The sequence below is a fragment of the Sphingobacterium athyrii genome, assembly GCF_003071065.1.
In the GTDB taxonomy this organism is placed as follows: domain Bacteria; phylum Bacteroidota; class Bacteroidia; order Sphingobacteriales; family Sphingobacteriaceae; genus Sphingobacterium; species Sphingobacterium athyrii.
Window position 1 is genome coordinate 281,065 of sequence record NZ_QCXX01000004.1, and the last position, 19,079, is coordinate 300,143.

Consider the following 19,079-nt stretch of genomic DNA (forward strand, 5'->3'; position numbering starts at 1 on the left):
CGCTATTTTTAAGAAAACTTAATCCATGAAACCGAAGTTTACTGCTGTTATTATTGCATTATTATGCATTTTCAACTTCTCCTTTGCGCAATCCTTTAAATTTGCTCATGTGACGGATACCCACGTCGGTGGTGCAACAGGAGCGGAAGATCTGCGACGTACTGTAAAGGATCTTAATACATTGAAAGACATTGATTTTGTTATTCTCTCTGGAGATATCACCGAATTTGGTGCTGATCAAGAACTTAAACTAGCAAAACGGATTTTGGATAGCTTGCAGCTGCGCTGGTATGTAATCCCGGGCAATCATGATGGAAACTGGTCTGAAAATGGCGCCAATACCTTTCGTACGGTCTTTGGTGGAGAGACTTTTTTCTTCAAACACAAAGGCTATGAATTTATTGGGACTAATTCGGGGCCAAATATGCGGATGAGTCCCGGTCAGATCCCGCGTGAAAATCTAGTATGGATGGATTCTATCTTTGCTGCGAACCCGGACCGACAAACACCATTAATTTATATTAATCATTATCCTCAGGATTCCTCGCTGAACAATTGGTTTGATGCATTAAAACGAGTCAAGACACGAAATGTTCAATTGGCGTTCTGTGGGCATGGTCATACAAATAAGGCTTACGACTGGGAGGGTATTCCTGGCGTGATGGGAAGATCAAATCTACGGGCAAATAAACCTGTCGGCGGCTATAATATTGTTACTATAGGTGATGGTAAGGCTATTTATCAGGAGCGTAATCCAGGTGTAGGGACGCAAGAAAAGCCATGGCTGGAGGTACCTTTATTCGATCATCATTATGATAAAGAAACAGCTGTTTATCCACGGCCAAGTTATGCTGTCAATGAGAAATATGCGGGTGCTGTTCGTGTAAACTGGACGTTCGAAGATGCAAGTGACATAGGTGCTGGACTGACCATTGATAAAAACAAAGTAATTACTTCAAATACTGCTGGGGATATTTTTGCGCTGGATCTTAGGTCTGGTAAAAAACTTTGGTCTTACAGGACTGGAGGAAAGGTCTATTCCACCCCTGGCGTATGGAAGGGTATTGTTGTAGCCGGTTCTTCGGATCACTTTATATATGCTGTCAATGCGGAAAATGGAAAACTCCTCTGGAAGGTGCAAACAGATAAAGCTGTCTTGGGGTCTCCCTTAATTCAGGATGGTGTTGCTTTTATCGGCGGCTCAGATGGTAAATTCAGGGCCTTGGATGTAAAGACTGGGGAGTTAAAATGGAGTTTTGATGAGGTCAAGGGTTTTGTGTCTACTTTGCCAACGTATTATTTGGGTAATGTGATCTTTGGCTCCTGGGGAAATGGGTTTTATGCATTGAATGCAAAAACTGGAACATTATCCTGGGAATGGAATAACGGACACGCGAATCGGATGTTTTCAGCTGCCGCCTGTAATCCTGTCGGGGTGAATAACCGTGTTTTTGTCGTTGCGCCTGATCGCTTTATGACTGCTTTGGATGCAAAGAGTGGTGCTGTTATCTGGCGCGAAAAGAAAGATACCATCCGTGTGCGGGAGTCTATGGGATTAGCGGTGAATAAAAAGCAGGTGTACGTAAAGACAATGGACGGCGATCTGTTGGGGATTTCTTCTTCAGATGATAAAATGGACGTAATTTGGAAAGCAAAACTAAAATTGCCTTATGAATTGACGCCTTCGGCAATTAAAACAAACCGTAAATTGGTGTTTGTGCCGAGTCATTCGGGTTTGCTTTCGGCTGTAGATGCAAAAACAGGCGCGGTTAGCTGGCAGTATAAAATTTCCAATGGCATGGTCAACCCTGTTGCCATACATGGTAATAATGAGGTTGTTGCGAGTACGATGGATGGGAAAATAGTTTCTTTGCGATTCTAAACAACCGTTTGAGTTGATTTTATTAAAAATAAATGCCTTATTATGATAAAAGAATGTCTAAACTTCTTAAATTTACGTCAAGCTTTTTTGCTTGTTTTTGCATGTTTTGTTTGTAACTTTGCGGAAGCACAGCAAAATGCTTGGATTCGAATAAACCAATTAGGCTATACTCCGACAGGAAAAAAGGTCGCGGTATGGGGCGGGAAATCAATCAGGCAGCTTCGTTCTTTTGAAGTTAAAAATGCACAGACAGGTAAAACGGTTTATATTCATCCAGTAGGGAAGGATTTTGGTGGCTATGGCCCTTTTGTTCAGAGTTTTCGATTTGATTTCTCGGCCATGCAGGATACCGGACGCTTTTTTATCCAGGTCGGGGAGGTTAAATCTCCTGACTTTAGAGTTGCGCCTGATGTTTATAGGGGGGCGGCAGATTTTGTGTTGCGCTACATGCGTCAACAACGGACATTGTTCAATCCTTTTTTGAAGGATAGCTGTCATACGCACGATGGTTTTACGCTGTATGCTGGTAAAGTGGGGATTGCAGATAGTACACATATCGATGCTGGTGGAGGATGGCATGACGCGTCTGATTATTTGCAGTATGCAACTACCTCGGCCAATGCGACATTTCATCTGCTGGCAGCCTATCGTGACTTTCCACAGGTATTTGCTGATCAAAAGCAGGCCAATGGTCTGGATGGGAAGAACGGCCGTGCTGATATATTGGATGAAGCTAAATGGGGACTGGACTGGTTGTTGAAGATGCATCCAAAGGCAAATCAGATGTATAATCAGATTGCGGATGACCGGGATCACGCCAGTATGCGCATGCCCAAGGAGGATCCGTATTATGGTCGTGGATTTGAACGCCCAGTGTATTTCATAGATGGCGAGCCGCAACAACGGGGCAAGTTTATGAATAACACCACGGGGACAAGTTCTACAGCAGGAAAGTTTAGCAGTGCTTTCCGTTTGGGATCTGTGCTTTTTGGCAAGCAGGATAAAAAATATGCAAAATTGCTGTCGCGGAAAGCGGAGACAGCTTATGCGTATGCAAATATAAAACCCGGGGTGACACAGACGGTTTCGGTCAAATCACCCTATATCTATGCGGAAGACAATTGGGTGGATGATATGCAGCTGGCGGCAGCAATGGGATTTTCGGCAACAAAGAAAAACAAGTTTGCCGAGGAGGCCATGCAGTATGCCAGACAGGAAAAAATAACACCCTGGATGATAACAGATACAGCTGCACATTATCAGTGGTATCCTTTTATCAACTTGGGACATTATGAATTAGCAAAAAAATTAAAAGGACAGGATCGCGAGGAGATTGTTTCATATTATAGGCAAGGTATTGAAGAGGTTAATAAACGTGCGGAGCAAAATGCATTTTTGAGAGGGGTTCCTTTTATCTGGTGCAGTAACAATCTAACTGTTTCGTTCGCCATGCAATGCCTTTGGTATAAAGAGCTGACAGGAGATAATCAGTTTGATGAACTGGAACAGGCAAACTTTGACTGGCTCTTTGGTGCGAATCCATGGGGGACAAGCATGGTCTACGGACTTCCCTCCCGGGGTGATACTCCGGTTGATCCGCATTCTGCTTTTACCTATCTGGGTAAGCACCCGATTGACGGTGGACTGGTGGATGGCCCGATCATGGCATCTACTTATCGGAACCTGATCGGTATAAAACTGAATAATCCCGATAGTTATGCTGAATTTCAGAGTGACCTTGCCGTCTATCATGACGATTATGGTGACTACAGCACCAATGAGCCTACCATGGATGGGACGGCTTCGTTGATCTACTTGCTGGCAGCTAAAGAAGGAAAGGCATTGGAGGAGCCTGTGGGAAAAAAGTAAGCAGGGATGTCTTCGGGGCTATAGTCCGCGGCGATTCTACAGTGAAAAAAGTGGCTTTACTTTTTACGGGTCACGATTTATCGGAGGGGACAGATGCGGTTTTGAATAGTTTAAAGCATCATCATGTGAAAGGGAATTTTTTTCTTACGGGGGACTACCTGCGGAATGCAGGTTTCAAACCTTATGTTCGAAGGATGTTAAAAGACGGACATGTGGTGTCTGGGCATTCCGATAAGCATCTCCTGATCAGTGACTGGGGAAGCCGTGATGAATTGCTGGTCAGCCGGGATTCATTCCTGCGGGATCTGAAGACCAATGTGGGGGAGCTGGCACTTTCGGGGATTGATACCTGTCAACTGCGTCATTATATTCCTTCTTATGAATGGTATAATAGTCAGACGGTAGCATGGGCAAAGGAAATAGGGCTGTCTTCAATCAACTACACGCCCGGAATACGGACTGCCGCAGATTATACCTATCCAGAAATGGGTGAACGTTATCTGTCCTCCATTGCGATTTTGGAGGGACTTTGGTCGTATGAAGAGAAGTTCGGCCTGAATGGTTTTATGATTTTGGTCCATATGGGGACGGATGAAAGACGGAAAGATAAATTGTATCATCATTTGGATGATATGATCAATATATTAAAAAAGAAAGGTTATCAAATAGTGGATATACCCGGTTTATTGAATTAAGAAATACAATATATATTAAGAATGGTTAATACAACGGAGAAAGATTCGAATTATCAGGATTTGGACAAGATGTCTGTACATGAATTATTGACTAATATCAATAACGAGGATAAATCTGTGCCGCTAGCTGTTGAAAGGTCTATTCCTCAGATCGAAGCATTGGTTAAGGTTACTGTGGAGAAAATGAAGGCTGGTGGTCGGACTTTTTATATTGGAGCTGGTACAAGTGGTCGACTGGGAGTCTTAGATGCATCTGAATTGCCTCCGACTTATGGTGTGCCATTTGAGTGGATTATCGGGTTAATTGCAGGCGGGGATACTGCGATCCGCAAAGCCGTGGAATTTGCGGAAGATGATCTGGAACAGGCTTGGAAGGATATGGAAGCATATGATATAGACGAAAATGATGTCGTTATCGGTATTGCTGCGTCGGGTACCACACCTTATGTCATCGGTGGTCTGAAGACCGCAAACGAGAGGGGGCTGGTAACAGGATGTATTGTCTGTAACGGTGGTTCTCCGATTGCTGAAATTGCACAGTATCCTGTTGAGGTTATTGTGGGTCCCGAATTTGTGACGGGTTCTACCCGTATGAAATCTGGTACCGCACAAAAGCTTGTATTAAATATGTTTAGCACGGCGGTTATGATTCAGCTTGGGCGTGTGAAGGGAAATAAAATGGTCGATATGCAACTATCAAACCATAAATTGGTCGGTCGTGGCGTACGGATCATCATGGATCAGACAGGAGCTACAGAAGAAGATGCGGCGGTTTTGCTGGAACAATTTGGCAATGTAAGGCAAGCGATCGAAGCTTATCAGGCGACACATTAAAATCATCAGCTATCAAATCACCTATTAAAAACAAACTATGTCACCAGTTATATTATTATCCTTTATTGTGATCTACTTTGCGGTCTTACTCGCAGTAGCGCACTTCACCTCAAAAGGATCTTCGGATAATTCCACCTTTTTTGTTGCCAACCGAAATTCGAAATGGTATATGGTGGCCTTTGGGATGATTGGTACCGCACTCTCCGGGGTGACCTTTATCTCGGTTCCGGGTGCTGTGGGGGCATCTGAATTCAGCTATTTTCAATTTGTTCTTGGAAATGCAGTAGGCTTCGTCATAATCGCTTATGTATTGCTTCCGTTGTACTATAGAATGAACCTGACCTCCATCTACACCTATCTGGAAGAACGTTTTGGACATACGACTTATAAAACCGGCGCAGCGATCTTCTTGGTTTCCCGTACCATCGGTTCGGCCTTTCGCTTATACCTGGTCGCAATTGTCTTGCAACACTTTATTTTTGATGCCTGGAACGTACCTTTCGCAGTTACTGTAATAATCTGTCTGGTGCTTATTTGGCTATATACGAATAAAGGGGGCTTAAAGACGATTATTGTCACAGATACCCTACAGACGACCTTTTTAGTGACCGCCGTCATTCTTTCAATTTATTTTATGGCCAAAGGATTGGATTTTGGAATTGTGGATACGTTCGAAGCAGTCAAAGAAAGCAGCTATTCCAAAATCTTCTTCTGGGATGATTTTGTGGGCAGTAAGGCCAATTTTTGGAAGCAATTCCTGGGCGGAATTTTTGTTACCATTGCCATGACAGGGCTTGATCAGGATCTGATGCAAAAGAATCTGTCAATGGGAACGATCAAAGAAGCGCAGAAGAATATGATTACATTCACAAGCGTATTTGTGGTGATCAATATTTTCTTTTTGGCTGTGGGCGCTTTATTATATATCTACGCTGCAAAAAATGGTATTGATGTCTCGCAATTAGCGACCCGTGATTACCTGTACCCGGAGATTGCGTTGAATCATCTTGCTATCGTTCCGGCGATCATCTTTATGATGGGACTGACAGCGGCAACTTTTGCAACAACGGATAGCGCGCTGACAGCATTGACAACTTCGTTCTGCGTGGATTTTCTGAACTTTAATAAAAAGGAAAATCCAAATGATCCTGCTCTTGTCAAACAGCGTAATTATGTCCACTTTGCTTTTTCGATTGTTATGTTGCTTGTTATTCTCGTATTTAAGCTTATCAATGATGATTCTGTAGTAAATGCAATATTTACTGCGGCAAGCTACACCTATGGGCCACTATTGGGACTGTTTGTTTTCGGGATCTTCACAAAATCTGCTGTGCGGGATAAGGCGGTGCCTTATATCTGTGTGCTTTCGCCTACGGTATTGTATTTATTGAAAACTTATGTGATTGAAGTATATACACCTTATGTGATCGGGCTCGACTTGATTATCATCAATGGTTTTATCACTTTCTTGATGCTTTTGATCAGCTCTCCAGGTAAAGCGGACGAAAAGGCGCTTTCTCATAACTAAGCTGCTATATTTGATTTGTGCGTACAAAAAAATTAAGTTAAGTTTGAGATACTTAGTTTTTTTGTACGTATGTATCATAGCATAAATGAAACGACGGAGTTTATCCGTAGAAAAATTGGAGATTTTGCTCCAGAATTCGGTATCATCCTTGGTACTGGTTTGGGTAAATTGGTTGATGAGATTGAAGTCGAGTATCAGCTGATGTATTCCAATATCCCTAACTTTCCCATCTCTACAGTCGAATTTCACTCCGGTAAATTAATTTTTGGAAAATTGAATGGTAGAAATGTGGTTGCCATGCAAGGAAGACTTCATTATTATGAAGGTTATGATATGCAGCAGATTACTTTTCCCATCCGGATCATGAAAGTGCTGGGTGTCAAAAAGCTCTTTGTGTCAAACGCTGCCGGATCGCTGAATCCGGAGGTCAGAAATGGGGATCTGGGTATTATTGAGGACCATATCAATCTGTTGCCCGATAATCCATTGCGAGGGCAGAACCTAAGTGAATTCGGACCTCGTTTTCCGGATATGAGCGAACCTTATAACCGTGCGATGATTGAACAGGCGCTTGAAATCGCGTCAAAGCACGGAATTACCGCACGAAAGGTTGTGTATGTCTCCTCGCAGGGACCAAATCTGGAAACAAAAGCTGAATACCGTTTCATGCGAATTATTGGGGGGGATGTAGTCGGTATGAGTACAGTACCGGAGGTAATTGTTGCCAATCATATGGCTCTTCCGGTGTTCGCGATTTCTGTTGTTACGGATGAGGGCTTTCACGATGTGTTAAAACCTGTCTCTTTGCAGGAAATCGTCGCTGTTGCAGAGAAAGCGGAACCTAAGATGACATTAATTTTGAAAGAATTGATAGCTTTGCAGTAAATTTAGACTATATACAATTTTAGATGAAGTTGATCGTACGCGTATTAGCCGCACTGTGTGTCTTACTTGTTTGTTCCATGGATGTTATTGCGCAAAGCAAGGAGGAGTGGAGCAGCGCATTGGATTCGGCGAGAGCCAAAGAAGATGGGAAAAAAGATTCGGTTATCCTGTCAGCAAAATATATTCGTTATGCGACATTGGATATGCTGAAAAAAGGAACTTATACAAGGCAAATAGATACTTCACACCGTAATTATCAATATTATAATCCCCAAAATACGCCCTGGAATCCCAGTATAAATCTAGGGTCTTATGGTCTTGCCACACGCGATTTATTATTTCAGCCCAAAAAGACAATCGGATTTCAGTCTGGATTCACGGCCTTGGAGCGTTATCTATTGAACCCGGATTCTGTTCAATATTTTAGGGCAAGGGCTCGCTATTCGGAACTGTCGGCTGTGGGATTCTTTTTCAATGATCAGGTCTTTCGGGCCCGGGTGGCGCAAAATATCAATTCGCAATGGAATATGAATGTTGATTTCCATTCAACAAAAACAGATGGATTTTATCTAGGTCAGAGCTATGCTGATTTGAAAGCATCTATTGCCTCTTGGTATGAGTCGAAAAATAACCGGTATAATCTCTTAATTAATGCTGTATTCAATCGTTTGGATGCAATGGAAAATGGGTCTATCATCGAAGACCGGCCATTTGCTCCTGAAAATAGACAGGCTCCGGATCGGTTTATTCCTAAGTTTTATGACGCAGGTAGAACCGGGATACCACGATCAAAATGGTGGGATAATTCGCTGTTCCTGCGGCAGTCGCTCTATGTTGGTCGTATTGATACAGTAGATAAGGGGAAGCCTACCCAGCAGATTTATCCGACAAACAGTATGGCGCACAATACAAGGATCCGGAAGCAGACGTATAACTTCTTTAAAAATATGAATGACCAAAATGCCGCGTTACCTTACAATAATCAGGCATTAAGCTTGAATAATGATAAAACAGGCATTACTAATGTTTCCAATGAGTTTGAGTATAACTTTTTTCTTCGGGGCAAATCGATTTTTAAAAATGAAGCTAAGCTAAATCTGGCTTTCCAGCATGATATGAATTGGGTAGAGCAAAGTCAGGTAGACTCCCTGCGTTACTATACCAATCAGGCCGCTTACCCTGAGCCTTTGAAAAAATTGCCGGATAGTACAACATTTGATCGTTTCTATCAGAATGGAATCGTTAAGGGGGAACTGGGCTACAAATTTTCGGATCGACTGGATTTTAGCCTGAAGGCCAATCAAATTGTTTTCGGACATAATATTGGTGATTTTCTCTATGAAGCAAAGGCGGATATTTCCATGGGAGATAAAATCGGAAAGGTGACGCTTTCGGCTTATTCACAAAATAAATCACCCGAGATGGTCTTCGAAAACCTGAATTATACCTATGCAAAATGGAATGATCTGGATCTAAAAAAGACTAAAATTCAGAATGTGGCCTTTCAATACCGCAACCCGACATTGGGGTTCAATGGAAAGGTCGAATATTTTCGGATGAATAATTATACTTATTTTGAGGAATTATCAAATCCACAGAATGACCGGAAGAAAGATAAGTGGATCAATCCTGCGCAATTGGATAACGCTAATTTGCTGAAGGTAAGTGTGGGGCAGAAGTTTAAGCTTAATCATTTTACCCTGGACAATCTGGTGGTTTATCAAAAGACGGATCAGCAGAATATACTGGCGGTTCCCGAACTTTATACTTGGCACAGTCTTTATTACAGCAATCTCTTTTATAAAGTGATTGACTATAGTATTGGTATTGATGCTAAATTTAATACACCTTATGCCAATCCGAATTATTCGATAGGGACGGGACAGTTTTATAACGCTTATCAGCAGATCGAATTTTCGACTTATCCGATTATGGACTTATGGATCACGGCAAATATACAGCGGGTCAATATGTTTTTAAGTTATAATTTCCTAAACCAGAATTTTTATCCGAATGGCTATTATACTGTTAGACGTTATCCGATGAATACAGCAAACTTTAGATTTGGTATTTCGTGGAAGTTTTATGATTAATTTCTGTGAAAATTATATGGGTGTTTCTTAGCTTGTTGCGGTTTTTGATGTAGAAAATCTTCGAAAATAATTTTGAGAATAGAATTTTTAAGCTATATTTGCACACGCAATTAGGGAACGGCGTTCTTTAAAAAAGTATGGAGGCTTAGCTCAGCTGGTTCAGAGCATCTGCCTTACAAGCAGAGGGTCACTGGTTCGAATCCAGTAGCCTCCACCATACAAAGACGGAGAATTAGCTCAGCTGGTTCAGAGCATCTGCCTTACAAGCAGAGGGTCACTGGTTCGAATCCAGTATTCTCCACCAATCCAAAACGGAGGCTTAGCTCAGCTGGTTCAGAGCATCTGCCTTACAAGCAGAGGGTCACTGGTTCGAATCCAGTAGCCTCCACAAAGCATCATCAAATGGTGCTTTTTTTTCGTTAGGGGATTTAGCTCAGCTGGTTTAGAGCACTACCTCGACAAGGTAGGGGTCACTGGTTCGAACCCAGTAATCCCCACAATAAAAAAAGCGTTCTTATGAACGCTTTTTTTATGCAATCTAAAGGGCATTGTAAATGCCCTTTATTTTTTTAACATGTTGTCAGTTTCCTTTAACAACTGTTAATTGCTGGCTGGATTTGCCCGTTTCTTACGCAGTTTAAAGCCATACCCTGTTGTCCATTCGATAAAATCTGCTTTACCGCCATGTGCTTTAATGGAAACTCCAGCAAAGAAATCTTTGTACACTTTATAGCGTACACCTGCCCTTAGATAGACAGGTGTGCTTTCACCATTGAATTTATTACGGTGTAAATATACGCCGACATTTCCATTGATATATAGCCTGGAATTTAACACATGGTCAATGTAGAACGCAGGGCCATAGGAAAACAATGCTCCAAAGCTCCCTGCTTTGTCACCGGCGATTTTCTCGTCGTTTCCGCTTGCTGAATAAAAAGCATCCATTCCAGCGCCAAGACGCCATTTGTATCCCAAATGCCTGCTATAATAAGCTCCCAAGGTTGATTTGAAATATTGGCTGTCATGCTCCCGATCGATCTGTTTGAATCCAAAAGCGTAATTGAAATGTAGTTCTTCTGTTTCTTCCATTTTTGGAACACTAGTTTTCCTGTAGTCGAAAGGCCTGCTTGTTGGTGTATACGAAACAGAAAGACTTAAAGGGAGCAGGTTTATGCCTGTATTCGGCAGTGCTAGGGCACCATTGCTGAAATGATGGAATGCAATACCTGCACCAACTTGGAATTTTTGACTTAGACGGTAATTGGCCTGAAGTCCTAAGTCAATAAATACATTGTTTTTACTTCCTATTAATAGATTGAAAGGATTGTCCTCTTCATTATATGGATTGAACCGTCCGGAGAGGCCTAGTGCGATCCGATAGTTGAAGTTCCACTTGCTATTGACTTTCGGTTTTATAGGGATCGCGACAAAGCCATAGAATGCGAAAGGCCGGCCAAGATGTTCCTGGCCAAAAGTACTGCTATAAATTCCTACACCATAAATGGGGTAATTGTATATCTCGTTGTAAATGCTCTTCAATGAATCTTGGAACTGTGTCTGGAAGCCAACCCGAAAGTTAAGTCCGCTATAGTAAGAATCGGCAAGGGTCTCTTTGGAGCGTTCATTGAATTTGAGTTCACCACCACTTTCGTGTTCAAGCTGAAATATTAGTCTAGTTTTTGCCGGTGTACGGCTATTTAATGTGTCTTTCTGATTTTCTATTCTGGGGGTGACCTGCGCATTTGTACGAAAGGAAAGAAGCGCGAAGATCACAAAAACAAGTATGCTTGATCTCATGAATTAAAACGTTAGCGTTTTTTAAAATTTTTGCAAAAGTAAGAATGATAAATCATTGTAGCAATTTTCCTTTAACAGTTGGTTAAATTACGGGGCATAAATTGACGCTTCTCAGCGACAAAGAAACACGTACAACAACAGCGGAGCGTAATAATTGTTTTTATATGTTCGTGATTATATTGCATATCCACAGCAATTTATCTAAGTTTGAGTTGAAAAGAAAAAGGAAATATGATTAAAAATCTATTTAAAATTACCGCTGTAACGTTTGCTCTAACAACAGCGGGGGGAGCCTTGTTTGCCCAAAATGCCAAATTTGAATGGAAAGAAGCTTCTGAGGGTGGGTACGCCTACAAGTATGTGACCAATGACCCCACTCATTCAAGGTTCTATAAACTTAAAAATGGCCTAACCGTTATTCTAAGTCCGACCAAAAAGGAACCACGTATCCAGACCTACATTGCTACAAAAGCAGGAAGTAAAACCGATCCCAAGGACCATACTGGTTTGGCGCATTATCTGGAGCACATGCTTTTCAAAGGGACCGATAAATTTGGATCCAAAGATTGGGCAAAAGAAAAGCCTTTATTGGATCAGATTGACGAACTCTATGAAAAGTACAACGGTACGACTGATGAGACACAGCGGAAAGCAATATACAAGGAAATTGACCGTGTGTCCGGTGAAGCCGCAAAGTATGCGATCGCAAATGAGTACGATAAGCTGATGGCATCCATGGGGGCCGAAGGAACTAATGCGTTTACCTCATTTGAACAGACGGTATACCAGGAGCAGATTCCAAGTAATGTAATGGATAAATATCTTGCTGTACAGGCTGAACGTTTTAGAAACCCGATACTGCGTCTGTTCCATACGGAGCTCGAGGCAGTATATGAAGAGAAAAATATCGGATTGGATAAAGATAGCCGAAAGGCTGTTGAGGCTATGTTTGAAGCCGCGTTCCCAAATAATAACTACGGAAAGCAGACTACCATCGGTACTGTGGAACATCTGAAAAACCCCTCATTAAAAGCAATCCGTGAATATTTTAATACCTATTATGTGCCCAATAATATGGGGGTGATCATGTCCGGTGATTTTGAGCCTACAGAGGTCGTAAAAAAGGTCGATAAGAGTTTTGCTTTTATGCAGCCAAAAGAAGTACCGCCATATACTTTTGATCCTGAGAAACCTATTTTAAGCCCGATTGTTCGCGAGGTCAAAGGGCCGGATGCGGAATTTATGTTTATGGGATTCCGTTTCCCCGGGGCGGCGACCAAAGATGCACAACTATTAAATCTGATGAGTCAGATTCTGACGAACGGTTCCGCCGGTCTGATCGATCTGGATTTGGTAAAGAACCAGAAATTATTGGGCGCGGGAGCCTTTCCTTATGTATTAAAAGATTATTCCTTATTGATCCTTCAGGGGAATCCAAGTCAGGGACAGCGCCTGGAGGAGGTGCAGCAGTTATTGCTTAAAGAACTGGACAAATTGCGAAAAGGTGAGTTTTCGGATGACCTGATAGGTGCGATTGTCAATAATGCGAAAAAAGATGAGATCAAACAGCATGAAAGTTACGGTGAACGTGCTGAAGCTTTGATGGATGCTTTCACATCAGGTCAGGACTGGGCGTCGGTAGTTAGTTATTCTGATGGACTCAATAAGATTACAAAACAGGATATCGTCGATTTTGCCAATAAATATCTAAACGATAATAATTATGTTGTTGTTTATAAACGCAAAGGGGTAGACAATAATGTCGTTAAGGTTGTGAAGCCGGAAATTACACCGGTCACTGTCAATCGTGACGATCAATCTGATTTTCTGAAGGCAGTGGAAGCAATGCCTGAGGATAAAATCCAGCCGGTATGGGTAGACTATAATAAAGATGTTCAGAAAGCTACCGCAAATGGCCTGCCTGTGCTTGCGGTGAAGAATAATGATAACGAATTATTCTCGCTGTCCTATCGTTTTGATGTAGGTAAATGGAATAATAAATTACTTTCGCTGGCCGCAGGTTACCTGGAGTTTTTGGGGACAAAAGATAAATCCAGTGAGCAATTCAGTAAGGATTTCTATCAATTGGCGTCTGATTTTTCGGTGTCTGCCGGAAACGAGGAGACATTGGTTTCAATTTCGGGTTTAAACTCGAATTTTATCGCTACACAATCTTTAATTCAGGACTTATTGCGCAATTGTGTTTCTGATCAGGAAGCTTTCAAAATGTATATTATGCGTCTTAAGAAGTCCAGAGCCAATGCAAAGGAAAATAAAGGGGCTATCATGGAGGGCTTAAAATCCTATGCAAAATACGGTGCCAAAAATCCGTTCAATAATGTGTTTACAGATGCGGAACTGGATGCGTTGAAGGCGGAAGATTTGGTGAACGCACTGCATGATTTAGCCAATATGAAGCACACCATGCTTTATTTCGGACCGTTGAGCGCCAGTGAATTTGTGGCAAAGGCAAAACCATTGAAACAGGGCACGGGTGACTACGTGAAGGGTGCAAAAGGTTTGGTGTTTACTGAGCTGCCAACGACTAAAAATCAGGTGCTATTTGCCGATTTTGATATGAAGCAAGCCGAAGTATTCTGGTATAGAACATCCGGCCAGTATTCGAACCCATTAACACCAACAGTGTCGTTGTTCAATAATTATTTTGGAGGTGGCATGGGAAGTATTGTCTTTCAGACCATTCGTGAATCAAAAGCGCTGGCCTATTCTACTTACGCATTCTATGGACAGCCCTATAAAAAAGAAAATCATTATACAGTAGGTGCTTATGTAGGGACACAGGCCGATAAATTCAATGAAGCGATCAAAGGTATGAATGAATTATTGGATGTGCTGCCTGAAAGTGCGAAAGGGCTGGATATTGCTAAAGTGAGTTTACAGAAGTCCATCGCCAGTGAGCGGGTGCTGAACGCATCTATTTTAAGTAGCTATCTGGCGGCTCAACGCTTGGGTAATACAACAGATATCCGTAAAGTTGTTTATGAACAGGCGCCTAAGCTGACTTATGGCGACTTAAGTATGTTCCACAAGAATGAAATGAGCCAAAAACCTTACGTATACTGTATTGTAGCGAAGGAAGATAGCCTTAAATCGGAAGATCTTGCCAAATTGGGCGAAGTAAAAAAACTTGACTTAAAAGAATTGTTTGGGTATTAGTTTTTTTAGCTATTCCTATTTTAGATAGGGGATTTGAAGCCTTCGCTGTGTCGAAGGCTTCTTTTTTTTGCGATTCGGTTACCTGTATATTCTTGTCTTGGCAGATGATCCGAATTGTTGCACGTAAGATATGAAAAGCTCCAACGTGCCTGTTGGGATACTCTCCACGGCGAATACCTGCAATGATGGATTAAAACCGTATGATTTCCTCAATCTGTTCGTTGATAAACTGGAGTGTGTCTTCTTTAAATAATTCCCCGTTTTCGTTCAGTTCCTGCTGCACATTGGGGAGGAATATCTTGAGCGGGAGGACATGCATTCTGAGGTAGTGACATATTCCGGTGAGATGATCTATCCCGCGTAGGTTGCCATATCTTCCGGAAGATAATCCTACCAACGCAACTTTTTTGTGGTAAAAACTGATCGGGAAAGTGCAGCAGTCAATAAAAAGTTTGAGCGCACCGGGGATGCTTCCGTTGTATTCAGGGGCGACAAAAATAAACATATCGGCTTGGCTGACCTTTTGCTGGATTGGTTCAAAAGCGGAACTTCTTTTTCCGTAAAGGTCTGTTTCTAAAATATTTGCAGGGAGATCTGATAGCGAAAGGATCTCGTTTTCAACGGATTTACGATGAAGTAGCCGTTGGTAGCATTTTGCTATTTTTAACGTCTTACTATGAGGACGGTTTGTTCCGGATATTATTAAAATCATTGTGTTGTTGATACTTATAAAAAGCACTATTTCAAAGTGGATACATATCTTGATTTTTTGTATCTTAGCATCCTGAGGATATGTGCTTTTGATCAATCAAAAGTACGAAATATGCTGAATTTGTTAGGCTAATTTAAATTTAGCGTAAATATTTGGACAAATTGATCTTCAGGAAAGTGAAATGTAGTGTAAAATGACATTTTAATAAAGAAAGGTTTTCATTCAAGATGGGAAAAGTAATCGCAATCGCAAACCAAAAGGGTGGGGTCGGAAAAACCACAACGTCAATTAACTTGGCGGCTAGTTTGGCGGTTTTAGAATATAAAACATTGTTGGTGGATGCGGATCCTCAAGCAAACTCTACTTCTGGGATTGGTTTTGACCCTCGTACGATCAATGAAAGTATATATGAATGTTTGGTCAATGATCTGAACCCAAGAGACGCTATTCAGTCTACTGAAACGCCTAATCTTGATCTTTTACCAGCTCATATTGACCTGGTAGGTGCGGAGATTGAAATGATCAATATGCACGAGCGGGAGTACAAGATGAAAAAGATCTTGGATCAGGTAAAAAATGATTATGATTTTGTTATCATTGACTGTTCACCTTCATTGGGATTAATTACCATTAATGCCCTGTCAGCATCCGATTCAGTAATCATACCGGTTCAATGTGAGTATTTTGCATTAGAGGGGCTGGGAAAATTGCTGAACACAATTAAAATTGTTCAGAACCGTTTAAATACTAGTTTGGAGATTGAGGGTATTTTATTGACGATGTATGATGTGCGTTTAAGGCTTTCCAATCAAGTTGTTGAAGAAGTGAAAACGCATTTTACGGATTTAGTTTTTGATACCATCATTCAACGTAATACCCGTTTAAGTGAAGCTCCTAGTTTCGGTATTTCTGTTATCATGCACGACGCTTCCTGTAAAGGTGCGATCAACTATTTGAATTTGGCGCGTGAAATATTGCAGAAAAACGGGCATTTTAATGAAATGAATACAACAGTAACCGCATAATATGGCAGCACATCAGCGTAAAACAGGACTGGGAAGAGGTTTAGGTGCGCTATTAAACGATAGTGTAGAAGCTCCTGCTAAAAATAATCAGCAAGTAGAGGAGGCTCCTCTAGTGACGCCCTCTACAGCAAATACAACAAAAGAAAATGGTAGTATCAGCCACGTCCGGGTAGAGGAGATATCGGTGAACCCGTTTCAACCTCGTACGGAATTTGACCCGGTCGCGTTACAGGAATTAGCTGAATCCATTACCTTACAAGGGTTAATCCAGCCGATTACCGTACGAAAGATTTCGGAGGGAAACTACCAGTTGATCTCTGGAGAACGGCGTCTTCGGGCTTCAAGACTGGCGGGCATAACTGAGATTCCTGCCTATATCCGTACGGCCAATGATCAGCAGATGTTGGAAATGGCTTTGATCGAGAACATCCAACGTGAAAACTTAAATGCTATCGAAGTGGCTTTAAGCTTCCAGCGCATGATCGAGGAATGTAATTTGAAGCAGGAGGAATTGGGCGAGCGTGTCAGCAAAAACCGCTCGACAGTAACGAATTATTTGCGCTTATTAAAACTTCCACCGGTCATTCAAGCTGCCATACGTGATGGCGCTCTGACTATGGGGCATGCACGCGCATTGATCAATATTGCAGAAGTAGATAAGCAGCTCTATATCTTTAAATTGATCATCGACCAAGGTCTTTCGGTTAGAAAAGCTGAAGAGCTGGTTCGTGAGCTTCAAAAAGGGGGCAAGAAAAAAGCGGGTAAGGACAAAACTCCAATGTCCTTTCAGTTACAGAAAATTGAAGATGATCTGGCTTCGAAATTTTCGTCAAGAGTCAAATTGAATTTAAAGAGCACCAAAGGCAAGGGGGCTATTGAGATTCCTTTTGAATCCGAGGACGACCTGAGCCGTATTCTTGAACTTTTAGATTGGTAATATGACCAAGTTAATAAGTTTGTTCTTTGCCTTATTTGCTGTACTCATCGTGCATGGACAGACTGTCGATACAATTTCCAAAAAACCGGTTCAAACGATCAAAACAGAAAGTTTGAAACCAAAGTCAGCGCAGGATACAGTAAAAAAGGAATCCCGAAAAGAACGTAAAAAACGTGAAAAGGAGGAAGCCAAAGCGAAGGAGAAGGTCGTATTTAAAGATTCTACGCGTTTAGCGATTGAAGCAAAGAATAAACAGGCCTGGAAGCGTTCTTTGGTACTTCCCGGTTGGGGGCAGTATACCAACGGTGGTGTATGGTGGATAAAAGTTCCTGCGATCTATGGCGGATTGGCGACTACAGTGCTCGTCTTCGATTTTAATAATAGATATTACAAAGAACTTCTGGGGGTGCTAAAAGCGAGGGAAGACGGATCGCCGGAGGATCCCTTTTATCAGGAACGTCCAACAGAAACAATTATTCGTGCAAAGGATAATGCAAGGCGAGACCGGGATCTGATGGTATTACTCACTCTAGGTGTGTATGGATTGAACGTCGCCGAAGCTTATATCGATTCGATGCTAAAATATCGCTGGAGCATCGGCGATGATAAGCCCAAAAAGACGGCTTTTTCCATTGGACCTACATTAATGGATGCGAGTCTTGCATCTGGTTCGTTTACTTTTAAACCTACTGTTGGATTAAAGTTGTCCATGAAATTCAATTAAAACTTCGGGCCGCAGTCCGTATGAAGTGCCGTTGGATGGCAATTTAAAGTCTTTATTGGCCTTTGAATAGGGACACTTTTAATAAAAAATCGTTGTTAACCACGGTTTTGTGTCTGTTTTTCACTGGAATTTTTTAATTTTAAAAATAAACTATACTTTATTTTCTAGATATATGAACATCATTCTCTTGGGATATGGCAAAATGGGGCAGATTATCGAAAGGTATGCACTGAAAAGAGGCCATCAGATTTTTTTAGTTGTGGATGAAAATAATCGTCCCAGCCTGACAGTTGATGATATTAAGGGAGCTGATGTAGCGATCGACTTTAGTGTGCCATCTGCTGCTCTGGATAATATGAATCTTTGTCTGGAAGCTGGTGTGCCGATTGTCGTAGGGACAACGGGCTGGTACGATCAACTGGAAAGTGTCAGAGAAAAATGTTTGGACTTAGATGGAACTATTTTATATGGTTCAAATTTTTCGATCGGCGTGAATGTATTTTTCCATATTAACCGTATGTTGGCACAGGCTTTACAGCCTTATAAACAATATGATGTTCAGGTTGAAGAAATTCACCATATCCACAAATTGGATGCACCGAGTGGTACAGCGATAACCATAGCAGAAGGTATCTTGGACCACAGTGATGTGAAGACAAACTGGGTCAACACCGTTGTGGGGGAGCAGGATGAAATTATTCCTAAACCACAAGAACTTCTCATAGAGAGCCATCGCATTGAAGAAGTCCCGGGTACACATACCGTATTGTACAGTTCCGAAGTAGATCAAATAGAATTTAAGCACACTGCACATAGCCGTGACGGCTTTGCTTTGGGAGCAGTAGTTGCTGCTGAGTGGCTGAACGGTAAAAAGGGATTTTATCAAGTGACGGAAATTTTCGATTTTAATAAATAGTACTA

At 41.7% G+C, this 19,079-nt stretch carries 14 protein-coding genes and 4 tRNA genes; 16 read left to right on the plus strand and 2 right to left on the minus strand.

The features are described 5' to 3' along the window. Positions 1 to 25: 25 nt before the first annotated feature. From DCO56_RS15870 to DCO56_RS15915, 11 genes are all read left to right on the plus strand, one after another. Positions 26 to 1,882 carry an outer membrane protein assembly factor BamB family protein gene (locus DCO56_RS15870; RefSeq protein WP_108634753.1) on the plus strand — a complete coding sequence of 619 codons (1,857 nt, stop codon included), beginning with the start codon at positions 26 to 28 and terminating at the stop codon, positions 1,880 to 1,882. A 42-nt stretch (positions 1,883 to 1,924) separates the two neighbouring features. Further along, positions 1,925 to 3,751: a glycoside hydrolase family 9 protein gene (locus tag DCO56_RS15875; protein WP_245935848.1), complete on the plus strand. Its 1,827-nt coding sequence runs from the start codon at positions 1,925 to 1,927 to the stop codon at positions 3,749 to 3,751. A gap of 50 nt (positions 3,752 to 3,801) precedes the next feature. After that, positions 3,802 to 4,446 carry a polysaccharide deacetylase family protein gene (locus DCO56_RS29755; protein ID WP_245935849.1) on the plus strand — a complete coding sequence of 215 codons (645 nt, stop codon included), beginning with the start codon at positions 3,802 to 3,804 and terminating at the stop codon, positions 4,444 to 4,446. A gap of 21 nt (positions 4,447 to 4,467) precedes the next feature. Then, positions 4,468 to 5,280 (plus strand): N-acetylmuramic acid 6-phosphate etherase, encoded by an 813-nt coding sequence (gene murQ / locus DCO56_RS15880; protein ID WP_108634754.1) that lies wholly within the window; start codon positions 4,468 to 4,470, stop codon positions 5,278 to 5,280. Between the two features lie 37 nt (positions 5,281 to 5,317). Beyond that, positions 5,318 to 6,808: a sodium:solute symporter gene (locus DCO56_RS15885; RefSeq protein WP_108634755.1), complete on the plus strand. Its 1,491-nt coding sequence runs from the start codon at positions 5,318 to 5,320 to the stop codon at positions 6,806 to 6,808. Between the two features lie 69 nt (positions 6,809 to 6,877). Then, positions 6,878 to 7,693: a purine-nucleoside phosphorylase gene (locus DCO56_RS15890; RefSeq protein ID WP_108634756.1), complete on the plus strand. Its 816-nt coding sequence runs from the start codon at positions 6,878 to 6,880 to the stop codon at positions 7,691 to 7,693. 23 nt (positions 7,694 to 7,716) lie between these two features. Further along, positions 7,717 to 9,786 carry a putative porin gene (locus DCO56_RS15895; protein WP_108634757.1) on the plus strand — a complete coding sequence of 690 codons (2,070 nt, stop codon included), beginning with the start codon at positions 7,717 to 7,719 and terminating at the stop codon, positions 9,784 to 9,786. A 139-nt stretch (positions 9,787 to 9,925) separates the two neighbouring features. Continuing rightward, positions 9,926 to 10,003 (plus strand) — tRNA-Val (locus DCO56_RS15900). 9 nt (positions 10,004 to 10,012) lie between these two features. Beyond that, positions 10,013 to 10,090 (plus strand) — tRNA-Val (locus DCO56_RS15905). 9 nt (positions 10,091 to 10,099) lie between these two features. Continuing rightward, positions 10,100 to 10,174, plus strand: a tRNA-Val gene (locus DCO56_RS15910). Between the two features lie 34 nt (positions 10,175 to 10,208). Next, positions 10,209 to 10,283: transfer RNA gene (locus tag DCO56_RS15915), tRNA-Val, on the plus strand. A 103-nt stretch (positions 10,284 to 10,386) separates the two neighbouring features. Here DCO56_RS15915 and DCO56_RS15920 read toward each other — a convergent pair. Then, a complete protein-coding gene (locus DCO56_RS15920; RefSeq protein ID WP_108634758.1) occupies positions 10,387 to 11,583 on the minus strand; it encodes an acyloxyacyl hydrolase in 1,197 nt (398 codons plus the stop codon). A 231-nt stretch (positions 11,584 to 11,814) separates the two neighbouring features. Between DCO56_RS15920 and DCO56_RS15925 the strand changes: the two genes are divergently transcribed. Beyond that, the gene (locus tag DCO56_RS15925; RefSeq protein ID WP_108634759.1) at positions 11,815 to 14,760 is read left to right on the plus strand and encodes a M16 family metallopeptidase; all 2,946 of its coding nucleotides are present in this window, start codon (positions 11,815 to 11,817) and stop codon (positions 14,758 to 14,760) included. Between the two features lie 190 nt (positions 14,761 to 14,950). On the opposite strand, the gene DCO56_RS15930 is transcribed toward DCO56_RS15925, so the two are convergent. Continuing rightward, the gene (locus DCO56_RS15930; RefSeq protein ID WP_108634760.1) at positions 14,951 to 15,472 is read right to left on the minus strand and encodes an NADPH-dependent FMN reductase; all 522 of its coding nucleotides are present in this window, start codon (positions 15,470 to 15,472) and stop codon (positions 14,951 to 14,953) included. A 227-nt stretch (positions 15,473 to 15,699) separates the two neighbouring features. On the opposite strand from DCO56_RS15930, the gene DCO56_RS15935 reads away from it, so the two are divergent. The 4 genes from DCO56_RS15935 to dapB all read left to right on the plus strand — a co-directional run bounded on the left by DCO56_RS15935 (position 15,700) and on the right by dapB (position 19,074). Further along, positions 15,700 to 16,497: a ParA family protein gene (locus tag DCO56_RS15935; RefSeq protein WP_108634761.1), complete on the plus strand. Its 798-nt coding sequence runs from the start codon at positions 15,700 to 15,702 to the stop codon at positions 16,495 to 16,497. Between the two features lies 1 nt (position 16,498). After that, positions 16,499 to 17,434: a ParB/RepB/Spo0J family partition protein gene (locus tag DCO56_RS15940; protein WP_108634762.1), complete on the plus strand. Its 936-nt coding sequence runs from the start codon at positions 16,499 to 16,501 to the stop codon at positions 17,432 to 17,434. A gap of 1 nt (position 17,435) precedes the next feature. Next, on the plus strand, positions 17,436 to 18,158 hold the full coding sequence (locus tag DCO56_RS15945) for a DUF5683 domain-containing protein (RefSeq protein WP_108634763.1): 723 nt from the start codon (positions 17,436 to 17,438) through the stop codon (positions 18,156 to 18,158). A 172-nt stretch (positions 18,159 to 18,330) separates the two neighbouring features. Further along, positions 18,331 to 19,074: a 4-hydroxy-tetrahydrodipicolinate reductase gene (gene dapB / locus DCO56_RS15950; RefSeq protein ID WP_108634764.1), complete on the plus strand. Its 744-nt coding sequence runs from the start codon at positions 18,331 to 18,333 to the stop codon at positions 19,072 to 19,074. Positions 19,075 to 19,079: the final 5 nt, after the last annotated feature.